This window comes from Demequina sediminis (assembly GCF_039545075.1).
GTDB lineage: Bacteria > Actinomycetota > Actinomycetes > Actinomycetales > Demequinaceae > Demequina > Demequina sediminis.
Genome location: NZ_BAABRR010000009.1, coordinates 97745 through 118529 on the forward strand (window position 1 = coordinate 97745; position 20785 = coordinate 118529).

The window sequence follows — 20785 nt, forward strand, 5'->3', positions numbered from 1 at the left end:
TCCCGCGCCCGCAGGCAGCCGCCGCGCCGCCATGGGCGGAATGTCCGGCCGCGGCGTCGCCGGCCGCGACGAGGACGCTCAGCGCGCCCTCAACGCCGAGGCGCCCGACATCCCCGACCTGTGGCCGCGCGTCATCGCCCTGTTTTCCCCGTACAAGCGCCCGCTCACGGTCACCGCGGTGCTTGTGGTCGGCGTCGCGTCCGCGTCCGTGATCCCGCCTCTCCTTGTCGAGCGCATCTTCGACACCGCGCTGTTCCCGCCCGAGGGCGCGCCTCGGGTCGCGTTGCTTGCCGAGCTTGTCGGCATCATGATCGCGATCTTCCTCGTCACCGCGGGCCTGGGGGTCTGGCAGACCTACCTGACCGCGTCGGTGGGCAACCGCGTCACGGGGGACCTTCGCGAGCGGCTCTTCGCGCGTCTGCAGTCGATGGAGCTCGCGTTCTTCACGCGCACCAAGACCGGGGTGATCCAGTCCCGTCTCCAAAACGACGTGGGAGGCGTCTCCGGCGTGCTCACCACGTTCGTGTCGAGCATCGTCGGCAACTCCGTGACGGTGCTCGCGAGCCTTGTCGCGATGGTGCTGCTCGACTGGCGCCTCACGCTGCTCGCGGTCATCCTCATGCCGGCGCTGGTCGCGGTGCAGCGGCGCGTGGGCCGCGTGCGCGCGCGCATCGCATCGCGCACCCAGGAGTCGCTCTCCGAGCTCACCGCCATCACGCAGGAGACTCTCTCGGTAAGCGGCATCCTGTTGTCGAAGGTCTACAACCGCCAGCGACTCGAGACCGAGCGCTTTCAGGCGGAGAACTCGACCCAGATTCGCCTCCAGGTCCAGCAGGCGATGACCGGCCAGTGGTTCTTCGGGCTGGTGACGGTCATCATGTCCTCGGTGCCTGCGGTGATCTACCTCGCGGCGGGCGTACTCATCGCGCGCGGCTCGACCGACATCTCCGCGGGAACAATCGTCGCCTTCACCGCCGTCCAAGCGCGCCTGCTCTTCCCGCTCATGGCGCTCATGCGGGTCGCGCTCGAGGTGCAGACGTCACGCGCGCTGTTCGCGCGCATCTTCGAGTACCTGGACCTCGAGCCCGCCATCCGGGACAGGGACGATGCCGTGGACGTGCGGGACGCCCCCGGACCCTTGGGTGCGATCGAGTTTCGCGACGTGGTCTTCCGCTATCCGGGTGCGCGGGACGATGCCCGCCCCACGTTGGACGGCGTGACGTTTCGCATGGAGCCGGGCACTACCCACGCGTTCGTCGGACCATCAGGTGCCGGCAAGACGACGATCGTCTATCTCGCCGCGCGCCTCCACGAGGCCTCGGGCGGGGCGGTCCTCTTCGCGGGGGCCGACGAACGCGACCTGCGTCACGAGTCGGTGGTCGACCACGTGGGCGTGGTGAGCCAGGAGACCTATCTCTTTCACGCGACCATCGCGGAAAACCTGCGCTACGCGCGCCCCGACGCGACCGATGCCGAGCTCGAGGAGGCGTGCCGGGGGGCGAACATCCACGACGCGATCATGTCCTTCGAGCACGGCTACTCCACGGTCGTGGGGGAGCGGGGGTACCGGCTCTCGGGCGGCGAGAAGCAGCGCGTGGCGATCGCGCGCGTCCTCCTCAAGGATCCCCCCGTGCTGCTCCTCGACGAGGCCACGAGCGCCCTGGACACCGTGTCCGAGCGCGTGGTGCAGTCTGCCCTCGATCGCGCGGCCGCGGGACGCACCACCCTGGTGGTCGCGCATCGGCTCTCGACCATCGCCCAGGCGGACGTGATCCACGTGGTCGACGGCGGACGGATCGTCGAGTCAGGCACCCACGCGGAACTCCTCGCGGCGCAGGGACTCTACGCCCGGCTGGCCGCCCAGCAATCCGGCTAGGGTGAAAGACACACCCAATCGAGGCGAGGAGGCCCCACGTGGCGAGCGACTGGTGGAAGTCGGCGGTGGTGTACCAGGTGTATCCGCGCAGCTTCCAGGATTCGAACGGCGACGGCGTCGGCGACCTGCAGGGCATACGGTCGCGGCTGGATCATCTCGAGTGGCTGGGCGTCGACGTCATCTGGTTGTCTCCCATCTACGCCTCCCCTCAGGCTGACAACGGCTACGACATCGCGGACTACCAGGCGATCGACCCGACCTTCGGCACCCTCGACGACTTCGACGCGTTGCTCGCCGACGTGCACGCCCGCGGCATGAAGCTCGTCATGGACCTCGTGGTCAACCACACCTCGGACGAGCACCCGTGGTTCCTCGAGTCGCGTTCCTCGCCGCGCAGCCCCAAGCGCGACTGGTACTGGTGGAGCGACCCGCGCGAGGGCTTCGAGGCCGGCCAGCCCGGAGCGGAGCCCACCAACTGGAGGTCGTTCTTCTCGGGTCCGGCGTGGACGCTTGACGAGGAGTCCGGTCAGTACTTCCTCCACCTCTTCCACCCCAAGCAGCCGGACCTCAACTGGGAGAACCCCGAGGTCCGCGAGGCCGTGTACGCGATGATGCGCTGGTGGCTCGACCGGGGCGTCGACGGCTTCCGCATGGACGTCATCAACCTCATCTCGAAGGTGCTTCCCCTCACGGACGGCGAGCCGCTCCCCGGCGGGCTCGGCAACGGCTTCCCGCTGTACGCGAACGGCCCGCGCGTCCACGAGTTCCTCCAGGAGATGCACCGCGAGGTGTTCGCGGGGCGCGAGGGCGAGCTCATCACGGTGGGCGAGACGCCCGGCGTCACGACGGACCATGCCGTCCTCTTCACGGACCCCGCGCGCGCCGAGGTCGACATGGTGTTCCAGTTCGAGCACGTCGACGTCGACCACGGCCCCGCGGGGAAGTTCGACCCGCAGCCGCTCGACCTGGTGCGCCTCAAGGCGATCGTGCACCGCTGGCAGGAGGCGCTCGCGGAGCGCGGTTGGAACTCGCTGTACTGGGACAACCACGACCAGCCGCGTGTTGTGTCGCGGTTCGGTGACGATCGCGACCACTGGGCGGAGTCGGCCAAGGCCCTCGCGGCCGTCCTGCACCTGCAGCGCGGCACCCCGTACGTGTACCAGGGCGAGGAGATCGGCATGACCAATGCCGGCTTCACCTCGATCGACCAGTACCGCGACGTCGAGGCGCTCAACGCGTACGACGAGCTGCGCGCGCTCGACATGCCGGAGGACCGCATCCTCGACGGCCTCGCGGCGATGAGCCGCGACAACGCGCGCACCCCCGTGCAGTGGGACGACTCGCCGCATGCGGGCTTCACCACCGGCACGCCATGGCTGCCCGCGACGGCCAACCACGCGTGGCTCAATGCCGCCGCGCAGCGCGAGGATCCCGACTCGGTCGCCGCGTTCTACCGCGAGCTCATCGCGCTGCGGCACCGGATTCAGGTGGTCGCGCACGGCGACTTCACGATGCTGCTGCCCGAGGATCCCCGGGTGTTCGCGTACCGCCGCGAGCTCGACGGCACGCGGCTGACGGTCGTGGCAAACCTGTCGGGCGAGCCCGTCGAGGCGCCGGTGGACGTGCACGGCGCCTCGCTGATCCTGCACAACCGGGGCGCCGCGGCGACCCTCACGACCGCCGGCGCGGGCATCGTCCCCCTCGAGCCCTGGGAGACGAGGGTCTACCTGACCGACTAGTCCCGTCCGGGACGCTCGGCGTCCCGGACGGGCCGGCTACCAGATGGATACGCGCTCCGCGGGTGAGAGCCACAGCCCGTCGCCCTCGGCGACCCCGAACGCCTCGTACCAGGCGTCGAGGTTGCGCACGATGCCGTTGACCCGGAACTCGCTCGGCGAGTGCGGGTCCGTCGCGAGCCGCGTCACGAGTGCCTCGTCACGCACCTTCATCCGCTCGGTGAGCGCGTAGCCGATGAAGAAGCGCTGCAACGCCGTGAGGCCGTCGACCTCGGGGGCGTCCTCGATGGGGTGGCCGAGGGCGATCTCGTACGCCTTGAGGGAGATCTCGACCCCCGCGAGGTCACCGATGTTCTCGCCGACCGTGAGCGCACCGTTGACGTGATGCGAGCCGCCCAGCTGGCGCGGCGAGTAACTGTCGTACTGCGCGATGAGCTTCTGCGCGCGCTCCATGAACGCGGCACGGTCCTCCTCGGTCCACCAGTCCTCGAGCGCACCCGTGCCGGAGTACTTCGATCCTTGATCGTCGAAGCCGTGGCCGATCTCGTGCCCGATGACCGAGCCGATGCCGCCGTAGTTGATCGCGTCGTCGGCGTCCGGGTGGAAGAAGGGCGGCTGCAGGATCGCGGCGGGGAAGACGATCTCGTTCGCGACGGGCAGGTAGTACGCGTTGACCGTCTGCGGCGTCATGAGCCACTCGGAGCGATCGACGGGGCGGCCGATCTTGCCCCACTCCCAGTCCTCCTCGAACGCGCTCGCGGCACGCACGTTGCCCACGAGGTCGTCGGGGGACAGCGTCAGGCCGGTGTAGTCGCGCCACGTGTCGGGGTAGCCGATCTTGGGCGTGAACTGGCGCAGCTTGTCGAGCGCCTTGTCCTTGGTCGACGGAGTCATCCACGCGAGCGACTCGATCGACACGCGGTATGCCTCGATGAGGTTCGCGACCAGCGCGTCCATCTGCGCCTTGTACTGCGGCGGGAAGTGGCGCTCCACGTACACCTGACCCACGAGCTCTCCCACGACGCCCTCGACCAGGCTCACGGCGCGCTTCCAGCGGTCGCGCTGCTCGGTCGCGCCGCTCAGCACGGTCCCGTAGAAGTCGAAGTTCGCGCGCGACAGGTCCTCCGTGAGGTACGCGGCGCGCGAGTTCACGATGCGCCAGCGCAGGTACGCCTTCCACGTCGCGAGGTCGGTGCCCTCCCACGTGCGGGCGAATCCCGTGAGGAAGCTGGGCTCCCCGGCGACCAGGAGGTCGTGCGCGGCGTCCGGCATGTGAATCGCCTCGGCCCAGACCGCCCAGTCGAAGCCGGGCGCGTCGACCCCGAGGCCCGCGAGCGTCGTGGGGTTGTGAGTGAGCTCCGCCTCACGCGTCTTGACCACGTCCCAGTGGTCCTTCGCGAGCGCGGTCTCGAGCGCCATCACCGTGGCGGCATCGAACTCGAGCCCGGTGAGTCCGGCCATGCGGTCGATGTGCGCAACGTACTTCTCGCGCGTCGCGGCGTGCGCGTCCTCGCGGTAGTACGCCTCGTCGGGAAGGCCGATGCCGGACTGGCCCAGGTAGACGACGTTGCGGTCAGGGTCGAGACGGTCGGCAAAGACGTAGTAGCCCACGACTCCGCTCACGCCGCCGCGCTGCAGCTCGCCCATCACGCGCGCGAGCTCGCCGTGCGTGGTCGCCGCCTCGACGCGCGCGAGGTCGGGCAGGAGCGGCTCGATGCCCAGCGCGTTCACGCGCTCCACGTCCATGAAGCTCGCGTACAGCGCGCCGATCTGCGTGTCCCGCGCGGCCTCCTCGATGATGACGCGCACCTGCTTCTCGGCCTCGTCGCGCAGCGTGTAGAACGAGCCGTCCGCCGAGCGGTCGCCCGGGATCTCGTGGCTGTCCTCCCACGGCCCGGAGACGTAGCGGAAGAAGTCGTCCTGCGCACGCACGGTCGGGGAGAATTCGGAGCGGTCGATTCCGGAGTGAAGCGTCATGTCCCTCACCCTACGGGGGGACGATGCCTGGCTTGGGTGGGTTTCGCTGACGGCGAGGCTGGCATGATGGGCCTCATGCGCATCCACATCGCCGCGGATCACGCGGGTTTCGAGCTCAAGCAGCACCTCATCGCCCACCTCTCGACCGCGGGCCACGACGTCGTGGACCACGGCGCGGTCGAGTACGACGCCCTCGACGACTACCCGCCGATGTGCATCGCGGCGGCCGAGGCCGTCGCCGCCAGCCCGGGCGACCTTGGCATCGTGATCGGCGGCTCCGGCAACGGTGAGCAGCTCGCCGCCAACCGCGTCCCCGGGATTCGCGCGGCGCTCATCTGGTCCGTCGAGACCGCGAAGCTCGCGCGTCAGCACAACGATGCGCAGATCGGCTCGATCGGCGCTCGCATGCACTCGCTCGAGGAGGCGACGGCGATCGCCGAGGCCTTCCTCGCCGAGCCGTTCTCGGGCGACGCGCGTCACCAGCGACGGATCGACCTCATGACCGAGTACGAGGCTCGCCGCTAGAAGTCCCAGTTGGCGAGGGGGGCCACCGGCGACAGCATCGCGACCGCGAGCTCGCGGGCCTGTCCTGGCGTGTGCTCCCTCACGAGCCCCGCGTCGACCAGCGCCTCGAGGGACGTCCCGCCGAGGTAGCACTGCGACAGGTGGCGAATGTCCACCGTGAGGTCAGGGGCGGACTCGGTGCGCGTCACCTCCGCGTCACCGCCCGCGATGCGGATCCGCCAGGTCCCCGCGTTGTCCGCCACGTCGCGATCGGTCAGCTCGATCGCGACGTCGCAGTCGTGGAAGTACTCGCGCGCGGAGAGCGCGGTGGGCACATCCAGCAGCCGCACCCACACGTTGTCGATCACCTTCGAGCGCACGCCGCGCGGGTCCTTGAGCTGGTGCAGCAGCGGATCGTCCGTCGCGAGGTTCTCCGTCATCGTGGTCTCGACCAGGTCGAAGTCCGTGAGCGTCTGCCACAGGCGCTGGGAGGCGGCCGGGGTGAGCGAGCCGTGCTCGCGCACCTGGCACACGCCGTCGTGGATGCCGACGGAGGACCGCGCGTGGCGCCGGAAGAACGCGTACGCCACCGGCTCGCCGCGGTCCTCGACGATCGCGAGGCGCCAGCGCTCCATGCCGCGGCGGTTGCCCACCGGATCGGTGAACCGAGCGTTGCGTCCCGACCCCGCCGGGGTGTGGACGGTCCCGGGCCGCGTGAGCCGCGCCTGCAGGCCGGCCACGAGCGCGTCGTGGTCCGCGAAGGACGCGCGCTCGAGCCGCACCGTGAGGTCCTCGGACCCGTCGACGTGCCACATCTTTGCTCCGCGGGGGATCTCGGCCTTGACCGTCTGCGACCCCATTCCGTATCCGAAGCGCGCGTAGATGGGAGCCTCCATGGCGTACAGCACGGACACCGCCTCGCCGCGTGCGATCGAGCGCGTGAAGTGGTCGTGGATCATGCTCGTCATGAGGCCCCGGCGCCGGTGCGCGGGGTGGACCCCCAGCCACGACAGCCCCGCGGTGGAGACCGTCCGCCCACCGGGCACCACCATCTGCGTGCCGAAGCTCGCGTGGACCGCGGCGACGTCGCCCACCCGTCCCCGCCTGGCATCGGTCACCTCGAGGGCGCGGGCGCGCTCGACGGGAAGCGCATCGATGTAGTCCTGGCGGTCCTCGCGCAGCCACTCGCCCACGAAGGCCCACTGCACCACGTCGAAGAACTCGTCGAGACGCTCCGCGGCGTCGATGGTCCGGTATCCCTCTGCCTTCTTCATGCTTCTACCGTGTCATGGTCGGCGGCGCCTGGGAAATCACCGCGACCCCGGCATCGGCCGGACCGCGGGTCAGAAGAACAGGTTCGACACGGGCGCCGACGTCGACTCGAAGGCCGCCGCGAGCGCGCGCACGGCCCCCGGCCTGCGCTCCTCGACCAGCCCCGCGGCCGCCAGGGCCGTGAGGCTCACGCCGCCCAAATACGCCGCGCTGAGCTCCTGCACGGAGATGACGATGTCCGGCTGGGCTCCCGGCGCCGACTCGACGTGGCCCTCGCCGGCGCGCGACGTCACGCGCCACGGTCCCGCGTTGTCGGGGAAGAGGGGGTCCGTGACCTCGATCACGGCGTCGACGGGGCACAGATACTCGCGCGCCGTCAGAGCGGCGGGCACGTCGACGATGCGCAGCCACAGGTTGTCGCGCAGGCGCGGTCGCGCGGAGCGAGGGTCGGTGAGGAGCCACAGCACGGGGTCGTCGGTCGCGAGCGGCATCGCCTCGACGGTGCCCATGAGGTCGATGTCGAGGAGCACCGACCACATGCGATGCGTCGCGGCGGGGGAGAGGGCAGCGCACTCCTTCGTGCTGAGCACGCCCTCGGGTATCCCCTCGGCCGACCACGCACCCTTGCGGCGGAACATCGCGTACGCGACGGGCGCGCCGTCGGCGTCCTCGACCGTGAGCATGCGCAGGCGCTCGCCGCCGCCCTCCCACTCCGAGGAGGGATCCGCGAAGCGCGCGGTCAGCGCGCGCGGGTGCTCGAGCGTCATAGTGCCGGGTCGTGTGAGGCGCGACTGGACCTCGGCCACCATCGCGCCGTGGCGCTTGAGGCTCGCCTTCTCGATGCGCACGCGCAGCGCCTCGGAATCGGGCACGTCGCGCAGAGTGGCGCCGCGCGGGATCCGCACATCGAGCTGGCGGGCCGCGAGGCCGTAGCCAAAGCGCTGGTAAATCTCGGACTCCGCGGCGTAGAGCGCGCTGGCGACCTCCCCTCGCGAGCGGGCATCGGTGAGGTGATCCGCCATCATGGCGCGCAGCAGGCCGCGCCTGCGGTGACCGCTGTGCACGCCGACCCACGTGAGGCCCGCCACCGGCACCAGCCCCCCGCCAGGCACGCGCATACGGAAGGTGAACGCGCCCGCGACGCCCGCGAGAGTGCCCACGTTGCCCACCGCGGGATCGTCGATCTCCATCGCACGCAGCCGACCGAAGGGAAGCTCGGCGCGATACTCATCGAGGTCGGTTGGCTTGATTTCGCCCACGAACGCCCACATGGACACGTCGAGCATGTCCTCCGCGCGCGAGGACTCGAGGGAGACGAGGCGATATCCCGGGGTGACCGTCATGGCGCCATCGTCCCATTGCGGACGATGCCCCGGCCCGGCCGCGCGCGGCGCGTCGCCGCGCGCGTGGAAGGCGCTACATCGCGCGGAACGCCTCGATGCGGTCTTCGAGCCTGCGGTACTCGACCTTGATGCAGCGGTTCTGCACCGCGACCATACCTGCGCCGCGCGCGGTCGCCATCGCGTCGGGGTGGGAGATTCCCAGTTGGAGCCACAGCGCCTTCGCGTGGATGCCGACCGCCTCCGCGGCGATCGCGGGCGTGTGCTCGGCGCGACGGAACACGTCCACGAGGTCGATCTCCGCGGGAAGCTCCGCGAGCGAGTCGTAAAAGCCGTGTCCCCGAATCTCCTCGCCCGCCGCAGCCGGGTTGACGAGGTACAACTCGTAGGGGGTGTTCTCCATGAGCCACACCACGATCTGGTAGCTCGTGCGCGACGGGTTGGGGGAGGCGCCCACGATCGCGACGCGCCGCGTGCGCGCGAGCGCCAGGGCCATCTCGTCGTCGCCGGGGGTGTCGGCCCCCACGGGGGTCGGGCAGGACTCGGCGGTGGCGGTGGTCGGGTCGAGGCTGATGTGCTCCATGCTCACGGAACGTAACACGCAGACCGGGCATTCCGCCCGGGACCCCCGTCCCCGTGTGCAGGCGGCGCGGCGGAGGGCCGCGGGAATGTGAGCGGCCGACAGGCGGTTGGCCAGTGAGGAAGGCGCCGCGGCCAGCGGTGCCCCGCACTCAGGAACACAGGAGGAGACATGGCAACCACGAGCCCCGTGAAGACCACCGAGTCGAACCCGAAGATCGGCATCAAGGCCGAGGACCTCAAGGCGATCAACGCCGGCCTCGCGCAGGTGCTGTCCGACACCTTCACGCTCTATCTCAAGAGCCACGGCTACCACTGGAACGTCACCGGACCGCACTTCCGCTCGCTGCACCTGCTCTTCGAGGAGCAGTACCAGGAGCTGTGGGCCGCGGCCGACGTGCTCGCGGAGCGCATGCGCGCGCTCGGCTCCGGTGCGCCCGGCTCGTACGCCGAGTTTCTCGAGCACGCCTCGATCAAGGACAACGAGCGCACCGCCGACGCGATGACGATGGTCGAGAACCTCGCACGCGACCACGAGACGCTCGCGCGCCTCGTGCGCCCGCTGGTCGAGGTCGCGGAGGACGCCGGGGACGGCGCGACCGCGGACCTGCTCAACGCGCGCCTCGCGGCGCACGAGCAGGCGGCGTGGATGCTGCGGTCCTTCGCCGCGTAGCCGAGCACAAGGACAGAGCGAGGGCCCCGACCGTTGGTCGGGGCCCTCGTGTCGTGCTGAGGGAACCGTGCTTAGGGAACGGTGTGCCCGGCAGCGCGGAACATCTCGTACCACTCGGACCGCGTGAGCTCGACGTCGGCGCCGCGCGCCGCCGCCTCGACGCGCGCGGGGGTCGTCGTGCCCAGCACCACCTGCATGCGCGCCGGGTGGCGCGTGAGCCACGCGACCGCGATCGACTCGGGCTGGACGTCGTAGGACGCCGCGAGGCGATCGATCACCGCGTTGAGCTCGGCGTAGCGAGGGTTGCCCAGGAACGGCCCGTCGAAGAAGCGCGACTGGAAGGGGGACCACGCCTGCAGCGTGATGTCGTGCAGGCGGCAGTAGTCGACCATGCCGTTGTCGCGGTCGATCGACTGGTCGAGGTCGCCCATGTTGGCGGCGACGCCGCTCGCGATCGAGGGGGCGTGCGTCACGGACAGCTGAATCTGGTTCGCGACGATCGGCTGGCGCACGTGCCTGCGGAGGAGCTCGATCTGGCCCGGCGTGTGGTTGGACACGCCAAAGTGACGCACCTTGCCCGCGGCATGGAGCTCGTCGAACGCGCGCGCGACCTCCTCGGGCTCGACCAGGGCATCGGGCCGGTGGAGCAGCAGGATGTCGAGGTAGTCGGTGCCGAGGGCGGAGAGCGATCCCTCGACCTGGCCGACGATCCGCTCGTAGGAGAAGTCGAAGTACGGGCCGTCCTTGACGATTCCGGCCTTGGACTGAATCGTCATCGCCTCGCGCTCGGATGGTGTAAGGCGCATCGCCTCGGCGAAGCGGCGCTCGCAGCCATGCATGGACGATCCGTAGATGTCGGCGTGGTCCATGAAGTTGATCCCGGCGTCGAGGGCGGTGCGCACGAGCGTGCGCACCTCGTCGTCGGTCTTGTCTTGGATGCGCATGAGGCCCAGCACCACGGCGGGTGCCGTGATGTCGGTGCCGGGGAGGGTGAAGGTCTTCATCTGATGTCCTTTCAAGAACCGCGGCAGTGAAGAGGCGCCGCAGTGAAGAAGCGCCGCAGTTAAGAAGCGCTGAGCGTCGCGACCTCGTCGGGGGTGAGCACGAGGTCCGCCGCGCGGGCCGAGTCGGTGATGGACGCCGGGCGGGACGCGCCCGGGATGGGGATGACCACGGGGGCCAGCGCAAGCTCCCACGCGAGCACCACCTGGTGCACGCTCACGCCGTGCGCGTCCGCGACCGAGGCGAAGGCCGCGTGGCGGGCGGAGAGTTCGGGGGCGTTCGAGATCCCTCCCAGGGGGCTCCAGGGGAGGAAGGCGATGCCGAGTCGCGCGCAGTGCTCGAGCTCGCCCTGCGACGAGCGGAAGCGCGGCGAGAACTGGTTCTGCACGGACACCAGCCTGCCACCGAGGATCGCGTTGGCCTCGTCGATCTGGGCGACGGTGGCATTCGAGATGCCAGCCATGAGGATGACGCCCTCGTCGAGCAGGTCGCGGATCGCTCCCACCGAGTCCGCGTAGGGCACGCGCGGATCCGGCCGGTGGAACTGATAGAGGCCGATCGCCTCGACGCCGAGGCGCTTCGCGGATGCCTTGGCCGCCTCCTTGAGGTAAGCGGGGTCGCCGTTCTGGGTCCAGGTTCCATCACCCGGCCGCAGGTGGCCGCCCTTGGTCGCGACCAGCACGTCATCCGCGGCGCGGCCGAGGTCGCGCAGCGCGCCGGCGATGAGCTCCTCGTTGTGACCCACCTCGCCGGCGTGAAGGTGGTAGGCGTCCGCGGTGTCGATGAGCGTGACGCCCGCCTCGACGGCGGCGTGCACCGCGGCGATCGAGCGGGCCGCGTCGGGCCGGCCCTCGATCGACATCGGCATGCCGCCCAGGCCGATCGCGCCGACCGTCCGGCCACCGAGTGTGCGCTGCTTCATGTCTCCTCCTTGGGACAGGTGTGGGGTCGCTCGCAGTCTAGGAAGGGCCTAACCTAGAAGTCCAACGGGTGAAACTGATGAGTTTCATCAAGCCAGGCTATGAATGGAGCCTCCTGATGGATCTGCGCCAGCTGGAGTACGTGGTCGCCGTCGCCGACGAGCGTCACTTCACGCGCGCGGCCGCCCTCGTCGGCGTGTCCCAGTCGGGACTGTCGACCGCGATCCGCGCGCTGGAAGCGGAACTGGGCTCATCGCTGTTCGAGCGGACCACCCGCCGGGTCGAGCCCACCGAGGCCGGCCGCGCCCTGCTCCCGTACGCCCGCGCGATGCTCGCGCAGGCCGTCGAGGCCCGCGACGCCGTGGTCGATGCCTCGCGCGAGGTGTCGGGCACGCTGAGGATCGGCGCCGAGCAGTGCCTGGGAATCGTCGACGTCGCCGCACTGCTCGAGCGCTTCCACCGCCGCCATCCCCAGGTCGAGGTCCACTTTGCCGAGGCGGGCTCTCACGAGCTGCTCGCGCGCGTGCGCGCCGCGGAGCTCGACGTCGCGTTCGTCGCGGACGCGGGACACCTGGGTGCCCTGCCCAGCCGTGACCTCGGGGGAGAGGACCTCGTGGTGCTGTGCCCTCCCGGCCACGCCGCGGCATCGTCCTCTCCCGCGCGCTGGCGCGACCTCGAGGGGCACGACTTCGTCGACTTCCATCCCTCCTGGGCGATGAGGCCGCTGAACGATGCCGCGGTCGCCGCGGCGGGCGTCGACAGGAGGGTGCGCTTCACGGTCGGCGACGTGCACACGCTGATCGGCTTCGTGGGTCGTGGCCTGGGAATCGCCGTGGTGCCGCGCCACGTGGCGGCGAAGCCCGAGGCACAGGCGCTCGTCGCGGTGCCCCTCGAGGGAGGCGGCGACCGCTGGACGGTGTCCGCGGTGTGGTCGACGCGCGAGCGCGCCGACTCCCCGACGCCTCACCTGCTCGCGCTGCTCGATGGATCGGTGCAGGCCTGTGCCCCCGCACGCGACGAGGGGCCCCGCCCGCAGGCGAGGCCCCTCGTGAGCGCCGTCTAGATGTAGTACATCGCCGGTTCGCGCACGCGCTCCGGCGGCGCGTCGGGATCCGGGTGGCGGTGCGAGTCGCCCGAGTCCACGGCCGATGCCGCGGTCGAGGCCTCGGTGGGTCCGGGGTGGTTGCGGATCACGGCGGGGATGCCCACCGCGGTCGCACCGTCCGGGACGTCCTTGACGACCACGGCATTGGCGCCGATCCGCGCGTCGGGCCCGATGTGCACCGGGCCGAGCACCTTGGCGCCCGCGCCGATCACGACGCGGTCGCCGATCGTCGGGTGGCGCTTGCCGGGGCTCATCGAGGTGCCGCCCAGGTTGATGCCGTTGAACATCAGGACGTCGTCGCCCACGATCGCGGTCTCGCCGATCACCACGCCGGAGCCGTGATCGATGAACAGGCGTCGCCCGAGCGTGGCGCCGGGGTGGATCTCGATGCCGGTGATCCGGCGTGCCCGCTGCGACACGAGGCGCGCGTACGAGTGCGCCCCGTGTCGCCACAGCCAGTTGGCGAAGCGGTGATACCACACCGCGTGAACGCCCTGGTAAGAGCCCGCGATCACCCACCACGTTGGCGCGGCGGGGTCACGCCGCTGCACGGTGCGGATGTCTTCGAGTGCCCTGGCGAGCACTCCGGGTTCTGATGCCATCGAGAAACCTCCGGTGGGGACGGCCGGTGCGGTGTGGAGAAGCGGGTCAGTCCATCAGGTCCGCGTACAGCACGGACGAGAGGTAGCGCTCACCGAAGGACGGGATGACGACCACGATGGTCTTGCCTGCGTTCTCGGGGCGCTTGCCGACCTCGATCGCGGCGTGCAGCGCGGCGCCCGAGGAGATGCCCACGAGCAGGCCCTCCTTGCGCGCCGCGGCACGGGCGGTCGCGACGGCCGTCTCGGCGTCGACGTCGAAGATCTCGTCGTAGACCTCGGTGTTGAGGACCTCCGGGATGAAGTTCGCGCCCAGACCCTGAATCTTGTGGGGGCCGGGCTGTCCGCCGTTGAGGATGGGAGACTCGGCAGGCTCGACGCCGATGATCTGCACGCCGGGCTTGCGGGCCTTGAGGACCTCGCCCACGCCGGTGATGGTGCCGCCGGTGCCGATTCCGGCGATAAAGATGTCGACCTCGCCGTCCGTGTCGTTCCAGATCTCCTCCGCGGTGGTGCGGCGGTGGATCTCGGCGTTGGCGGCATTCGCAAACTGGCGCGCGAGCACCGAGCCGGGACGCTCGGCGGCGATCTTCTCCGCGGCGGCCACTGCTCCACGCATGCCCTCGGGGCCCGGCGTGAGGATGAGTTCGGCGCCGAACGCGCGCAGGAGTGCGCGACGCTCCTTCGACATCGTCTCGGGCATCGTCAGCACCACGTTGTAGCCGCGCGCGGCACCCACCATGGCGAGGGCGATTCCCGTGTTACCCGAGGTGGCCTCGATGATCGTGCCGCCCGCGGCAAGGGAGCCGTCCGCCTCGGCGGCGTCAATGATCGCGACGCCCAGGCGGTCCTTGACGGAGTTCGCGGGGTTGTAGAACTCGAGCTTGGCGAGGATGGTCGCGTCGACGCCCTCCGGGAGGGTGTTGATCTTGACGAGCGGGGTGTTGCCGATGAGGGCGGTCGCGTCCTCGTAAATGCGGGCCATGGTTTCTCTTTCCTTGGGAGGTGTGTCAGGGAGTAATCCGTGAGACGGGGATCCGGGTGGGACAACGCGGGCGCATGGGATTCCATGCCGGGGCGAGCGCTGGGGCAGCCGGTCAGGTGGCCGAGGGGCCGCGAGGCTGGTGCCAGCGCTCTAGAGACAGCAGCAGCAGACGCCGCAGCACATCGCGGCGGGCGAGCAGGCGAGGACGGCAGAGGCGGGTGCGACAGTCGCACGGCGCTCGATGCTCATGGTCCCTTGCCTTTCCTGGCTCGGCGCTCAGGCTATCGCCGCGGAGCCGCGCGTGGCAACCCACCGCCCACATGGAGCGCCGTCCGGTTACGGTGGGAGAGGAGAGCCTCGCGAGGAGGCCCGCGCGAGGAGGAACGATGCCACGCCCGCTCGATGTCTCGGTGGAGCGCGAGGGGCTGGTGCCGGCCCCGGCGAAGGACGTGTGGGAGGCGTTGACCAGGCCCGAGCGGCGTGCACAGATCTTCACGATGGTGACGGAGGCTCGCACCGAGGCGGGCGAACCGGGCGAGGTGGGCCACGTGCTGGTCCAGACCGAGTCCGACGTGGGTGCGGAGCCCGTCGAGGTGCGCCTCACGACGGTCGAGGTGGATCCCTTCAAGCGACTGGTCCAGGAGCGCACCGGACCGGACGGCAGTTTCACGTCGACCACCGAACTCGAGGAGACGCCGGACGGCACCCGGGTGCGCCGCGTCTTCCACGTCTACCACCCGCACCCCAGCCTCGCCGAGCGTGCCATGCGGCGCGGGATCGCCACGTTCTTCACGCTCGGTGGCACGGTCCGGCTCAAGGCCGATATCGCGGATCTCACCAGGCACTTCAACGAGGACCTGCGCACACGAGGCCGCTAGCCTGGAGGCAACCAGCAGAGGGGGTCGTCATGCCAGGGCACAGCGTGCGCGCGGAGCGCACCATCGCCGCGCCACCCGAGCGCGTGTGGGAGATCATCACCGATCTCGACTTCGCGGCAGAGGTGATGAGCGCGATCGTCAAGGTCGAGCGGCTCGAGGGCGAGGGCTATGAGGTGGGCGTGCGGTGGCGCGAGACGCGCCGCATGTTCGGCCGCGAGGAGTCCGAGGAGATGTGGGTCGACGCGGCCGAGGCCCCGCGAACCACGACCGTGCGGGCCGAGTCGCGTGGCACGCACTACGTCACCGACTTCACGCTCGCACCCGTCGACGAGGGCACCCACGTCGTGATCGACTTCTCCGCACAGACCCCGAACCCGGGACCGGCGCAACGGCTCGGCTGGCTCGTCTTCGGGCGCGCGGGCATGAAGGCGACGCGCAAGGCGCTCGAGCAGGACCTCGCGGACATCGCGGCGGCAGCCGAGGGAGTCGAGCCGTCATGAGCTGGTTCACGGCCTCCGACATCTCGTGGATCGCGGTGATCCTGTCGACCGTCGCCGGATTCGTGGTGGGCGCGGCCTGGTATCACGAGCGCGTGCTCGGTCGCGTGTGGAGGCACCTGGTGGGCCTCACCGAGCAGGACCTGCGCGACGCATCCCCGGCGCGCTTCGTCGCGACCGGCGTGGTGCTGTTCGGGACCGCGCTCGTGCTCAACGTCCTCATGGTCGAGCTGTCCGTGCTCTCGGTGGGCGGCGGCGCGCTCTTCGGTGCCTTCATCGCGCTCGTTTTCCGTGTGGGCAACCACATCATCCACCACGGCTTCGAGCTGCGCCCGCCCGCGCTGACCATCGTCAACGGCGTCCACGATGTCGTGGCCCTGGCCGCCGCGGGGGCGGTCATCGGCGCCTTCGTGTAGCGGGCATCGTCCCTGAAACCGGCATCGTCGCTTGCGCGGCGCTAGTGTCGCGACAAGGGGACGTGCGGGCCGTCGTGGCCCGCGGGAGAGGGGAGCGGCCATGGACTGGCTCACGCTCGAGGGGATCAACTGGCTTGCCGTCGTCGTGGCGTTTCTCGCCACGTTCGCGATCGGGTTCTGGTGGTACTCCGATGCGGGCTTCTTCAAGGTGTGGCGCAGGCTCGGCCGCATCTCGCGCGAGGACATGGAGGGCGCGAGCATGGGGGTCGCCTTCGGCGGCACCATCGTCGCGAACGCGCTGGGCGTGATCCTGCTCGCGGTGCTCATGAACGGGCTCGGGATCGACGACTGGGCCGGCGGGCTCGTGCTGGGCGCTCTCCTGGGGTTGATCTTCCGTGGTGGCGCTCACGCGCTGCACAACGGGTTCGCGATCCGCCATCCCGGGATCACGGTGATCGACGCCGCGCATGACACGGTGGGTCTCGCCGTCGCGGGACTCGTGCTGGGCCTGTTCTAGGAGGGACGATGCCGGTGTCGCCGGACGCGGCGAGCGAGATCGCCGGGCGTGAGTACGGTCTCGCCATCGTGGCGGTGAAGGAACTGGGGTCGAACGAGGACCGGAACCTGTTGCTGAGCCTCGAGGACGGTCGCCGCGTGCTCCTCAAGATCGCCTCCGGGGCGCCCACCGACTTCGCCGCGCAGGATGCCGCTCTCGACCTTCTCGCGGGCTCCGGCCTGCCCTTCGCGGTGCCGCGCGTGTGGCCCACCCTCGCGGGCGCCAGGGCCGTCGCCGTCGCGGGCGCGGGAGCGTGCGTGCGCGTCCTGGGCTTTCTCGACGGAGCGCCCCCGGCGGCCGCTGCACGGCCCGCACCCGTCCTGCCCGCGGCGCTGGGCACGACAGCCGCCACACTGATGCGAGCCCTCGAACGCTTCGATCACGGCCTCCTCGCGGAGGGCGGCGACTGGGATCTGAGCGAGGCTCGGCGCGTGCTCGACGGGTCGCTCGCGGTGCTGGCTCCCGGTGAGGCCGCACGGCTCGACGCGCTGCTGCGCGGCGCGGAGGAGCGGCTCGCCCCGTGGCGCGAGGCGTTGCGTGTCCAGGCCGTGCACGGTGACCTCACGGCGGACAACGTGGTGATGGGCCCGGACGGCGCGGTCGCGGGTGTGATCGACTTCGGCGATCTGGGGCGCGGCTGGCGTGTGGGGGAGGCCGCGATCGCGGCGTGCTCCCTGCTTCAGCACGATGGTCCCGCGGTGCGCGACGCTCTCGACTGCGTGGCCGCCTTCGACGCGGTGGCGCCGCTCACTCGCGAGGAGATCGCGGCGTGGTGGCCCCTCGTGGTGACGCGCGCGGTGGTGCTCGCGGCGGCGGGCGAGCGCGTGCTCGCCGCGGACCCCGCGAACACGTACGCACGTGTGCGCCGTCCCCTTGAGGCACGCATGCTCGACCGTGCGGCCGCGCTCGGCTTCGACGAGGCCGAGCTCCTGCTCCTCGACGCGCTGGGCCGCGTACAGGCGATGCCGGTCGACGGCCTCGCCCCCGCGGTGAGCGGACTCGAGCATGCCCCCGAGGTCGACCTCTCCGTGCTCGGGGACGCGGCGGACGGCGGCGCGTGGATGGACCAGGACTGGGCGCGGCGGACGTTGGCGGAGGCCGCCGCGGCGGCGGGCGGGGCGGCGCTCTCGCGGTACGGCGAGCACCGGCTCACCCCGGAGGCCGCGACGGGCGCGGCCGACGCCTCGATGGGGATCGCACCGCGCTCTCATGCGCTCGCGATCGAGGCGGCCCTGCGGCCGGGCACGCCGGTCCACACTCCCGGAACGGGCGTGGTGTCGAGGGTGAGCGGAGGCGCGGTCGTCGTCGATCTCGACTCGGGTGGGGCGGTGCATCTGCGTGGTGTGGACGCGGAGGCCTCGCCGGGGGATCGGATCGCCTTCGGGGACCTGCTCGGCAGGGTGGGCGCGGCGGGGGCCGTCTCGCTGCAGCTGTGCGCGGTCACCGGCGTGACGCCACCAGTTCTCGTCGCGCCGGGACACGAGGAGGCGTGGGGGCGACTGTGCCCCCACCCGGGTGCCCTCGTGGGCCGCCCGGCCCCGGCATCGTCCTCTCATGCGGCGACGAGCCCCGCCCCGGGCGACCTCCTCGCGGCCCGCGTGCGCACGTTTCCCCTGGTACAGGAGCACTACTACGACGCGCCGCCGCGCATCGAGCGCGGCTGGCGCCATCACCTGCTCGACACGGACGGGCGCGGCTACCTCGACATGGTCAACAACGTCGCGATCCTGGGTCACGGGGAGCCGCGCATTGCCGCCGCCGTCGACCGGCAGCTGCGCCGCCTCAACACCAACTCGCGCTTTCACTACGCGGCCGTGGTCGAGTTCGCGGAGGCGCTCGCGGCGCGCGCACCGGAGGGTCTCGACCAGGTGTTGCTCGTGAACTCGGGTTCGGAGGCCGTGGATCTCGCGATCCGCATGGCGAGGGCGGCGACGGGGCGCACGGACATCCTCGCGCTGACCGAGGCGTATCACGGGTGGACCGTGGGCGCGGATGCGATCTCGACGTCCCTGGGAGACAACCCCGCGGCGCTCGCGACGCGGCCGGCGTGGGTGCGGCTGCTCGATGCGCCGAACACGTATCGCGGACGCCATCGCGGTCCCGACGCGCCCCTGTATCTGCGCGACGCGCTCGACCGGCTCGCCCACTGGGACGCGGAGGGCGTCGAGCTTGCGGGGGTGGTGAGCGAGCCCATCTTCGGCAATGGTGGCGGCGTGCTGCTGCCGGACGGCTACCTCGCCGGGCTGTGGGATGCGGTGCGAGAGCGCGGCGGGGTGTGCGTGTCGGACGAGGTGCAGGTGAGCTACGGTCGCCTCGGCGCGCACTTCTGGGGATTCGAGCAGCAGGGCGCGGTGCCGGACATCATCGCGGTGGCCAAGGCGATGGGCAACGGGCACCCGCTGGGCGCGGTCATCACGTCGCGCGAGATCGCCGAGGCGTTCGCGGTGGAGGGGTCGTTCTTCTCGTCGGCGGGCGGCAGTCCCGTGAGCTGTGTCGTGGGGTCGACCGTGCTCCGCGTACTCGACGAGGACCGGCTGCAGGACAACGCGCGCGTGGTCGGCGCGCTGCTGGGCGACGGGCTGCGAGAGCTGTGCGACCGCTTTGGCGCGCTGGGCGCCGTCCACGGGATGGGGCTGTACCTGGGCGTCGAGGTGGTCCGGGGTGGACCCGATGCCCCGGACCCCCGGGCGGCGCGCGAGATCTGCGCGGCGCTGCTCGAGGAGGGAGTGATCGTGCAGCCCACGGGCGACCACAAGAACGTGCTGAAGATCAAGCCGCCGCTCACGATCGATGCTCCGGCGGTCGAGCGATTCCTGCGGGCGCTCGAGGGCGTGCTCGCGCGGCGTGAGGCCAGGGCGGAACTCGGCGGGGAGGAAGTGTGAGGTGTGCGGTAGAGAACCGGGTTGATTTCTGCCGTGGGCCTCACCATTGGTGGCAGGGGGCCGATGCGTGGCTCCAGTGGAGCGGGTGACGGGAATCGAACCCGCACCATCAGTTTGGAAGACTGAGGCTCTACCATTGAGCTACACCCGCATTGCCTTGCGACGCTTGCGTGCGCGCGGCGGGTACTAGAGTAGCGGAGCCCGGCCGATGCCGGGTAACGCGCCCGCTGATGGGCGCAACGGGGTGTAGCGCAGCTTGGTAGCGCATCTGCTTTGGGAGCAGAGGGTCGCAGGTTCAAATCCTGTCACCCCGACTTTACGAGTGACTTTGTCACTGCTGTGGGTCCGCAAGGGCCAATCGGGGACATGGCGGGGACATGGCGGGGGCCAACACGAGCGCTCGATGCCTAGAAATCGCCGAGTGCGACGCCGAGGCGTGTACGAGCCTCCACCGCAGCCCGCTCGAGACCGGCGGCCTCAGGCATCCACTACGCCGTCGATAGGGGTGAGTTGGTGTGGCGAGCGGGCTTTCGCCAGCAGGCCCTCGGGATTTCGCCGATGTGGTTGCCGAGTTCGTCGCGGATGACCTTCGTCCGCGTGGCCGAGTCCCAGCGGACGACGAACGTTCCGCGACGGCGGTAGAGCTCGACGAGGTAGTCCTCTGCGCACTTGACTTCCTCGGTCTTGCGCGCGATGTCCGCGTGGCGCGAGCGCTCGTACTCGCCGATGGCGGTCCCGTCCATGGTGATCTCAAGGCGAAAGAGCGTGTCGGAGATCGGCTGAGCCTCAACGACGAGGGACATGGTGCTCCGATCAGTCGAGCTAGACGGTTCGGCCGAATCCTAGCGCGGGTCTGTCGGGTGTTGCGCCCCGGGTTCGGTGGAGGCTCTCAAGCCATGGAGGATGAGAGTCATGTCAGCACCGAGGAAGTACCCCGCCGAGCTGCGTGAGCGGGCCACGAGGATGGCCGTCGAGCTTCGTCAGGACC

General features: G+C 70.6%; 19 protein-coding genes and 2 tRNA genes. 11 read left to right on the top strand and 10 right to left on the bottom strand.

The annotated features are described in order from the left end of the window. The first annotated feature begins 31 nt into the window (after nucleotides 1–31). Together ABEA62_RS09450 and ABEA62_RS09455 are read left to right on the top strand one after the other, a co-directional pair. Nucleotides 32–1876 (top strand): ABC transporter ATP-binding protein, encoded by a 1845-nt coding sequence (locus tag ABEA62_RS09450; RefSeq protein WP_345379828.1) that lies wholly within the window; start codon nucleotides 32–34, stop codon nucleotides 1874–1876. Nucleotides 1877–1914: 38 nt separating this feature from the next. After that, nucleotides 1915–3615: an alpha-glucosidase gene (locus ABEA62_RS09455; protein WP_286216633.1), complete on the top strand. Its 1701-nt coding sequence runs from the start codon at nucleotides 1915–1917 to the stop codon at nucleotides 3613–3615. Between the two features lie 36 nt (nucleotides 3616–3651). Here the strand turns inward: ABEA62_RS09455 and ABEA62_RS09460 are convergent, their stop codons facing one another. Next, nucleotides 3652–5589, bottom strand: a complete 1938-nt coding sequence (locus ABEA62_RS09460; RefSeq protein ID WP_286216632.1) for a M13 family metallopeptidase — start codon at nucleotides 5587–5589, stop codon at nucleotides 3652–3654. 75 nt (nucleotides 5590–5664) lie between these two features. Here ABEA62_RS09460 and ABEA62_RS09465 point away from each other — a divergent pair, with 75 nt between their 5' ends. Continuing rightward, nucleotides 5665–6114, top strand: a complete 450-nt coding sequence (locus ABEA62_RS09465; protein ID WP_286216706.1) for a ribose-5-phosphate isomerase — start codon at nucleotides 5665–5667, stop codon at nucleotides 6112–6114. Here ABEA62_RS09465 and ABEA62_RS09470 read toward each other — a convergent pair. The 3 genes from ABEA62_RS09470 to ABEA62_RS09480 all read right to left on the bottom strand — a co-directional run bounded on the left by ABEA62_RS09470 (nucleotide 6111) and on the right by ABEA62_RS09480 (nucleotide 9288). Continuing rightward, on the bottom strand, nucleotides 6111–7367 hold the full coding sequence (locus ABEA62_RS09470) for a GNAT family N-acetyltransferase (RefSeq protein ID WP_345379810.1): 1257 nt from the start codon (nucleotides 7365–7367) through the stop codon (nucleotides 6111–6113). The two genes, ABEA62_RS09465 and ABEA62_RS09470, sit on opposite strands and share 4 nt — an antisense overlap. Before the next feature lie 69 nt (nucleotides 7368–7436). Next, a complete protein-coding gene (locus tag ABEA62_RS09475; RefSeq protein WP_345379812.1) occupies nucleotides 7437–8708 on the bottom strand; it encodes a GNAT family N-acetyltransferase in 1272 nt (423 codons plus the stop codon). Between the two features lie 73 nt (nucleotides 8709–8781). Beyond that, nucleotides 8782–9288 carry a CoA-binding protein gene (locus ABEA62_RS09480; protein ID WP_286216628.1) on the bottom strand — a complete coding sequence of 169 codons (507 nt, stop codon included), beginning with the start codon at nucleotides 9286–9288 and terminating at the stop codon, nucleotides 8782–8784. Between the two features lie 168 nt (nucleotides 9289–9456). Here ABEA62_RS09480 and ABEA62_RS09485 point away from each other — a divergent pair, with 168 nt between their 5' ends. Further along, nucleotides 9457–9957: a Dps family protein gene (locus ABEA62_RS09485; protein WP_286216627.1), complete on the top strand. Its 501-nt coding sequence runs from the start codon at nucleotides 9457–9459 to the stop codon at nucleotides 9955–9957. A gap of 71 nt (nucleotides 9958–10028) precedes the next feature. Here ABEA62_RS09485 and ABEA62_RS09490 read toward each other — a convergent pair whose 3' ends face one another. Together ABEA62_RS09490 and ABEA62_RS09495 are read right to left on the bottom strand one after the other, a co-directional pair. After that, nucleotides 10029–10961: an aldo/keto reductase gene (locus ABEA62_RS09490; protein WP_345379815.1), complete on the bottom strand. Its 933-nt coding sequence runs from the start codon at nucleotides 10959–10961 to the stop codon at nucleotides 10029–10031. A 59-nt stretch (nucleotides 10962–11020) separates the two neighbouring features. Beyond that, nucleotides 11021–11881: an aldo/keto reductase gene (locus tag ABEA62_RS09495; protein ID WP_286216625.1), complete on the bottom strand. Its 861-nt coding sequence runs from the start codon at nucleotides 11879–11881 to the stop codon at nucleotides 11021–11023. Between the two features lie 116 nt (nucleotides 11882–11997). Between ABEA62_RS09495 and ABEA62_RS09500 the strand changes: the two genes are divergently transcribed. After that, nucleotides 11998–12942 (top strand): LysR family transcriptional regulator, encoded by a 945-nt coding sequence (locus ABEA62_RS09500; protein ID WP_286216624.1) that lies wholly within the window; start codon nucleotides 11998–12000, stop codon nucleotides 12940–12942. On the opposite strand, the gene cysE is transcribed toward ABEA62_RS09500, so the two are convergent. Further along, nucleotides 12939–13586, bottom strand: a complete 648-nt coding sequence (gene cysE / locus ABEA62_RS09505) for a serine O-acetyltransferase (protein ID WP_286216623.1) — start codon at nucleotides 13584–13586, stop codon at nucleotides 12939–12941. The genes ABEA62_RS09500 and cysE overlap by 4 nt on opposite strands. A 46-nt stretch (nucleotides 13587–13632) precedes the next feature. Beyond that, a complete protein-coding gene (gene cysK, locus ABEA62_RS09510) occupies nucleotides 13633–14568 on the bottom strand; it encodes a cysteine synthase A (protein WP_286216622.1) in 936 nt (311 codons plus the stop codon). A 386-nt stretch (nucleotides 14569–14954) separates the two neighbouring features. On the opposite strand from cysK, the gene ABEA62_RS09515 reads away from it, so the two are divergent. From ABEA62_RS09515 to ABEA62_RS09535, 5 genes are all read left to right on the top strand, one after another. Continuing rightward, nucleotides 14955–15446, top strand: a complete 492-nt coding sequence (locus ABEA62_RS09515) for an SRPBCC family protein (RefSeq protein WP_286216621.1) — start codon at nucleotides 14955–14957, stop codon at nucleotides 15444–15446. Nucleotides 15447–15475: 29 nt separating this feature from the next. After that, nucleotides 15476–15946: an SRPBCC family protein gene (locus ABEA62_RS09520; protein WP_286216620.1), complete on the top strand. Its 471-nt coding sequence runs from the start codon at nucleotides 15476–15478 to the stop codon at nucleotides 15944–15946. Further along, the gene (locus tag ABEA62_RS09525; RefSeq protein ID WP_286216618.1) at nucleotides 15943–16359 is read left to right on the top strand and encodes a DUF1761 domain-containing protein; all 417 of its coding nucleotides are present in this window, start codon (nucleotides 15943–15945) and stop codon (nucleotides 16357–16359) included. Before ABEA62_RS09520 ends, ABEA62_RS09525 begins: the two co-directional genes overlap by 4 nt. A 100-nt stretch (nucleotides 16360–16459) precedes the next feature. Then, a complete protein-coding gene (locus ABEA62_RS09530) occupies nucleotides 16460–16876 on the top strand; it encodes a DUF1761 domain-containing protein (RefSeq protein ID WP_286216617.1) in 417 nt (138 codons plus the stop codon). A gap of 8 nt (nucleotides 16877–16884) precedes the next feature. After that, a complete protein-coding gene (locus tag ABEA62_RS09535) occupies nucleotides 16885–19797 on the top strand; it encodes an aminotransferase (protein WP_286216616.1) in 2913 nt (970 codons plus the stop codon). A 77-nt stretch (nucleotides 19798–19874) separates the two neighbouring features. On the opposite strand, the gene ABEA62_RS09540 is transcribed toward ABEA62_RS09535, so the two are convergent. Further along, nucleotides 19875–19948, bottom strand: a tRNA-Gly gene (locus ABEA62_RS09540). A gap of 89 nt (nucleotides 19949–20037) precedes the next feature. Here ABEA62_RS09540 and ABEA62_RS09545 point away from each other — a divergent pair. Further along, nucleotides 20038–20111: transfer RNA gene (locus ABEA62_RS09545), tRNA-Pro, on the top strand. Nucleotides 20112–20285: 174 nt separating this feature from the next. Here ABEA62_RS09545 and ABEA62_RS09550 read toward each other — a convergent pair. Continuing rightward, complete coding sequence (locus tag ABEA62_RS09550; protein ID WP_286216613.1) at nucleotides 20286–20600, bottom strand: hypothetical protein; 315 nt, start codon at nucleotides 20598–20600, stop codon at nucleotides 20286–20288. Between the last annotated feature and the right edge of the window lie 185 nt (nucleotides 20601–20785).

What these genes read in the sequence shown, in the direction of transcription:
- ABEA62_RS09450 (WP_345379828.1), top strand. Translation starts at nt 32, where the DNA reads ATGGGCGGAATGTCCGGCCGCGGCGTCGCCGGCCGCGACGAGGACGCT.
- ABEA62_RS09460 (WP_286216632.1), bottom strand. Translation starts at nt 5,589, where the DNA reads ATGACGCTTCACTCCGGAATCGACCGCTCCGAATTCTCCCCGACCGTG.
- ABEA62_RS09465 (WP_286216706.1), top strand. Translation starts at nt 5,665, where the DNA reads ATGCGCATCCACATCGCCGCGGATCACGCGGGTTTCGAGCTCAAGCAG.
- ABEA62_RS09470 (WP_345379810.1), bottom strand. Translation starts at nt 7,367, where the DNA reads ATGAAGAAGGCAGAGGGATACCGGACCATCGACGCCGCGGAGCGTCTC.
- ABEA62_RS09475 (WP_345379812.1), bottom strand. Translation starts at nt 8,708, where the DNA reads ATGACGGTCACCCCGGGATATCGCCTCGTCTCCCTCGAGTCCTCGCGC.
- ABEA62_RS09480 (WP_286216628.1), bottom strand. Translation starts at nt 9,288, where the DNA reads ATGGAGCACATCAGCCTCGACCCGACCACCGCCACCGCCGAGTCCTGC.
- ABEA62_RS09485 (WP_286216627.1), top strand. Translation starts at nt 9,457, where the DNA reads ATGGCAACCACGAGCCCCGTGAAGACCACCGAGTCGAACCCGAAGATC.
- ABEA62_RS09490 (WP_345379815.1), bottom strand. Translation starts at nt 10,961, where the DNA reads ATGAAGACCTTCACCCTCCCCGGCACCGACATCACGGCACCCGCCGTG.
- ABEA62_RS09495 (WP_286216625.1), bottom strand. Translation starts at nt 11,881, where the DNA reads ATGAAGCAGCGCACACTCGGTGGCCGGACGGTCGGCGCGATCGGCCTG.
- ABEA62_RS09500 (WP_286216624.1), top strand. Translation starts at nt 11,998, where the DNA reads ATGGATCTGCGCCAGCTGGAGTACGTGGTCGCCGTCGCCGACGAGCGT.
- cysE (WP_286216623.1), bottom strand. Translation starts at nt 13,586, where the DNA reads ATGGCATCAGAACCCGGAGTGCTCGCCAGGGCACTCGAAGACATCCGC.
- cysK (WP_286216622.1), bottom strand. Translation starts at nt 14,568, where the DNA reads ATGGCCCGCATTTACGAGGACGCGACCGCCCTCATCGGCAACACCCCG.
- ABEA62_RS09515 (WP_286216621.1), top strand. Translation starts at nt 14,955, where the DNA reads ATGCCACGCCCGCTCGATGTCTCGGTGGAGCGCGAGGGGCTGGTGCCG.
- ABEA62_RS09520 (WP_286216620.1), top strand. Translation starts at nt 15,476, where the DNA reads ATGCCAGGGCACAGCGTGCGCGCGGAGCGCACCATCGCCGCGCCACCC.
- ABEA62_RS09525 (WP_286216618.1), top strand. Translation starts at nt 15,943, where the DNA reads ATGAGCTGGTTCACGGCCTCCGACATCTCGTGGATCGCGGTGATCCTG.
- ABEA62_RS09530 (WP_286216617.1), top strand. Translation starts at nt 16,460, where the DNA reads ATGGACTGGCTCACGCTCGAGGGGATCAACTGGCTTGCCGTCGTCGTG.
- ABEA62_RS09535 (WP_286216616.1), top strand. Translation starts at nt 16,885, where the DNA reads ATGCCGGTGTCGCCGGACGCGGCGAGCGAGATCGCCGGGCGTGAGTAC.
- ABEA62_RS09550 (WP_286216613.1), bottom strand. Translation starts at nt 20,600, where the DNA reads ATGTCCCTCGTCGTTGAGGCTCAGCCGATCTCCGACACGCTCTTTCGC.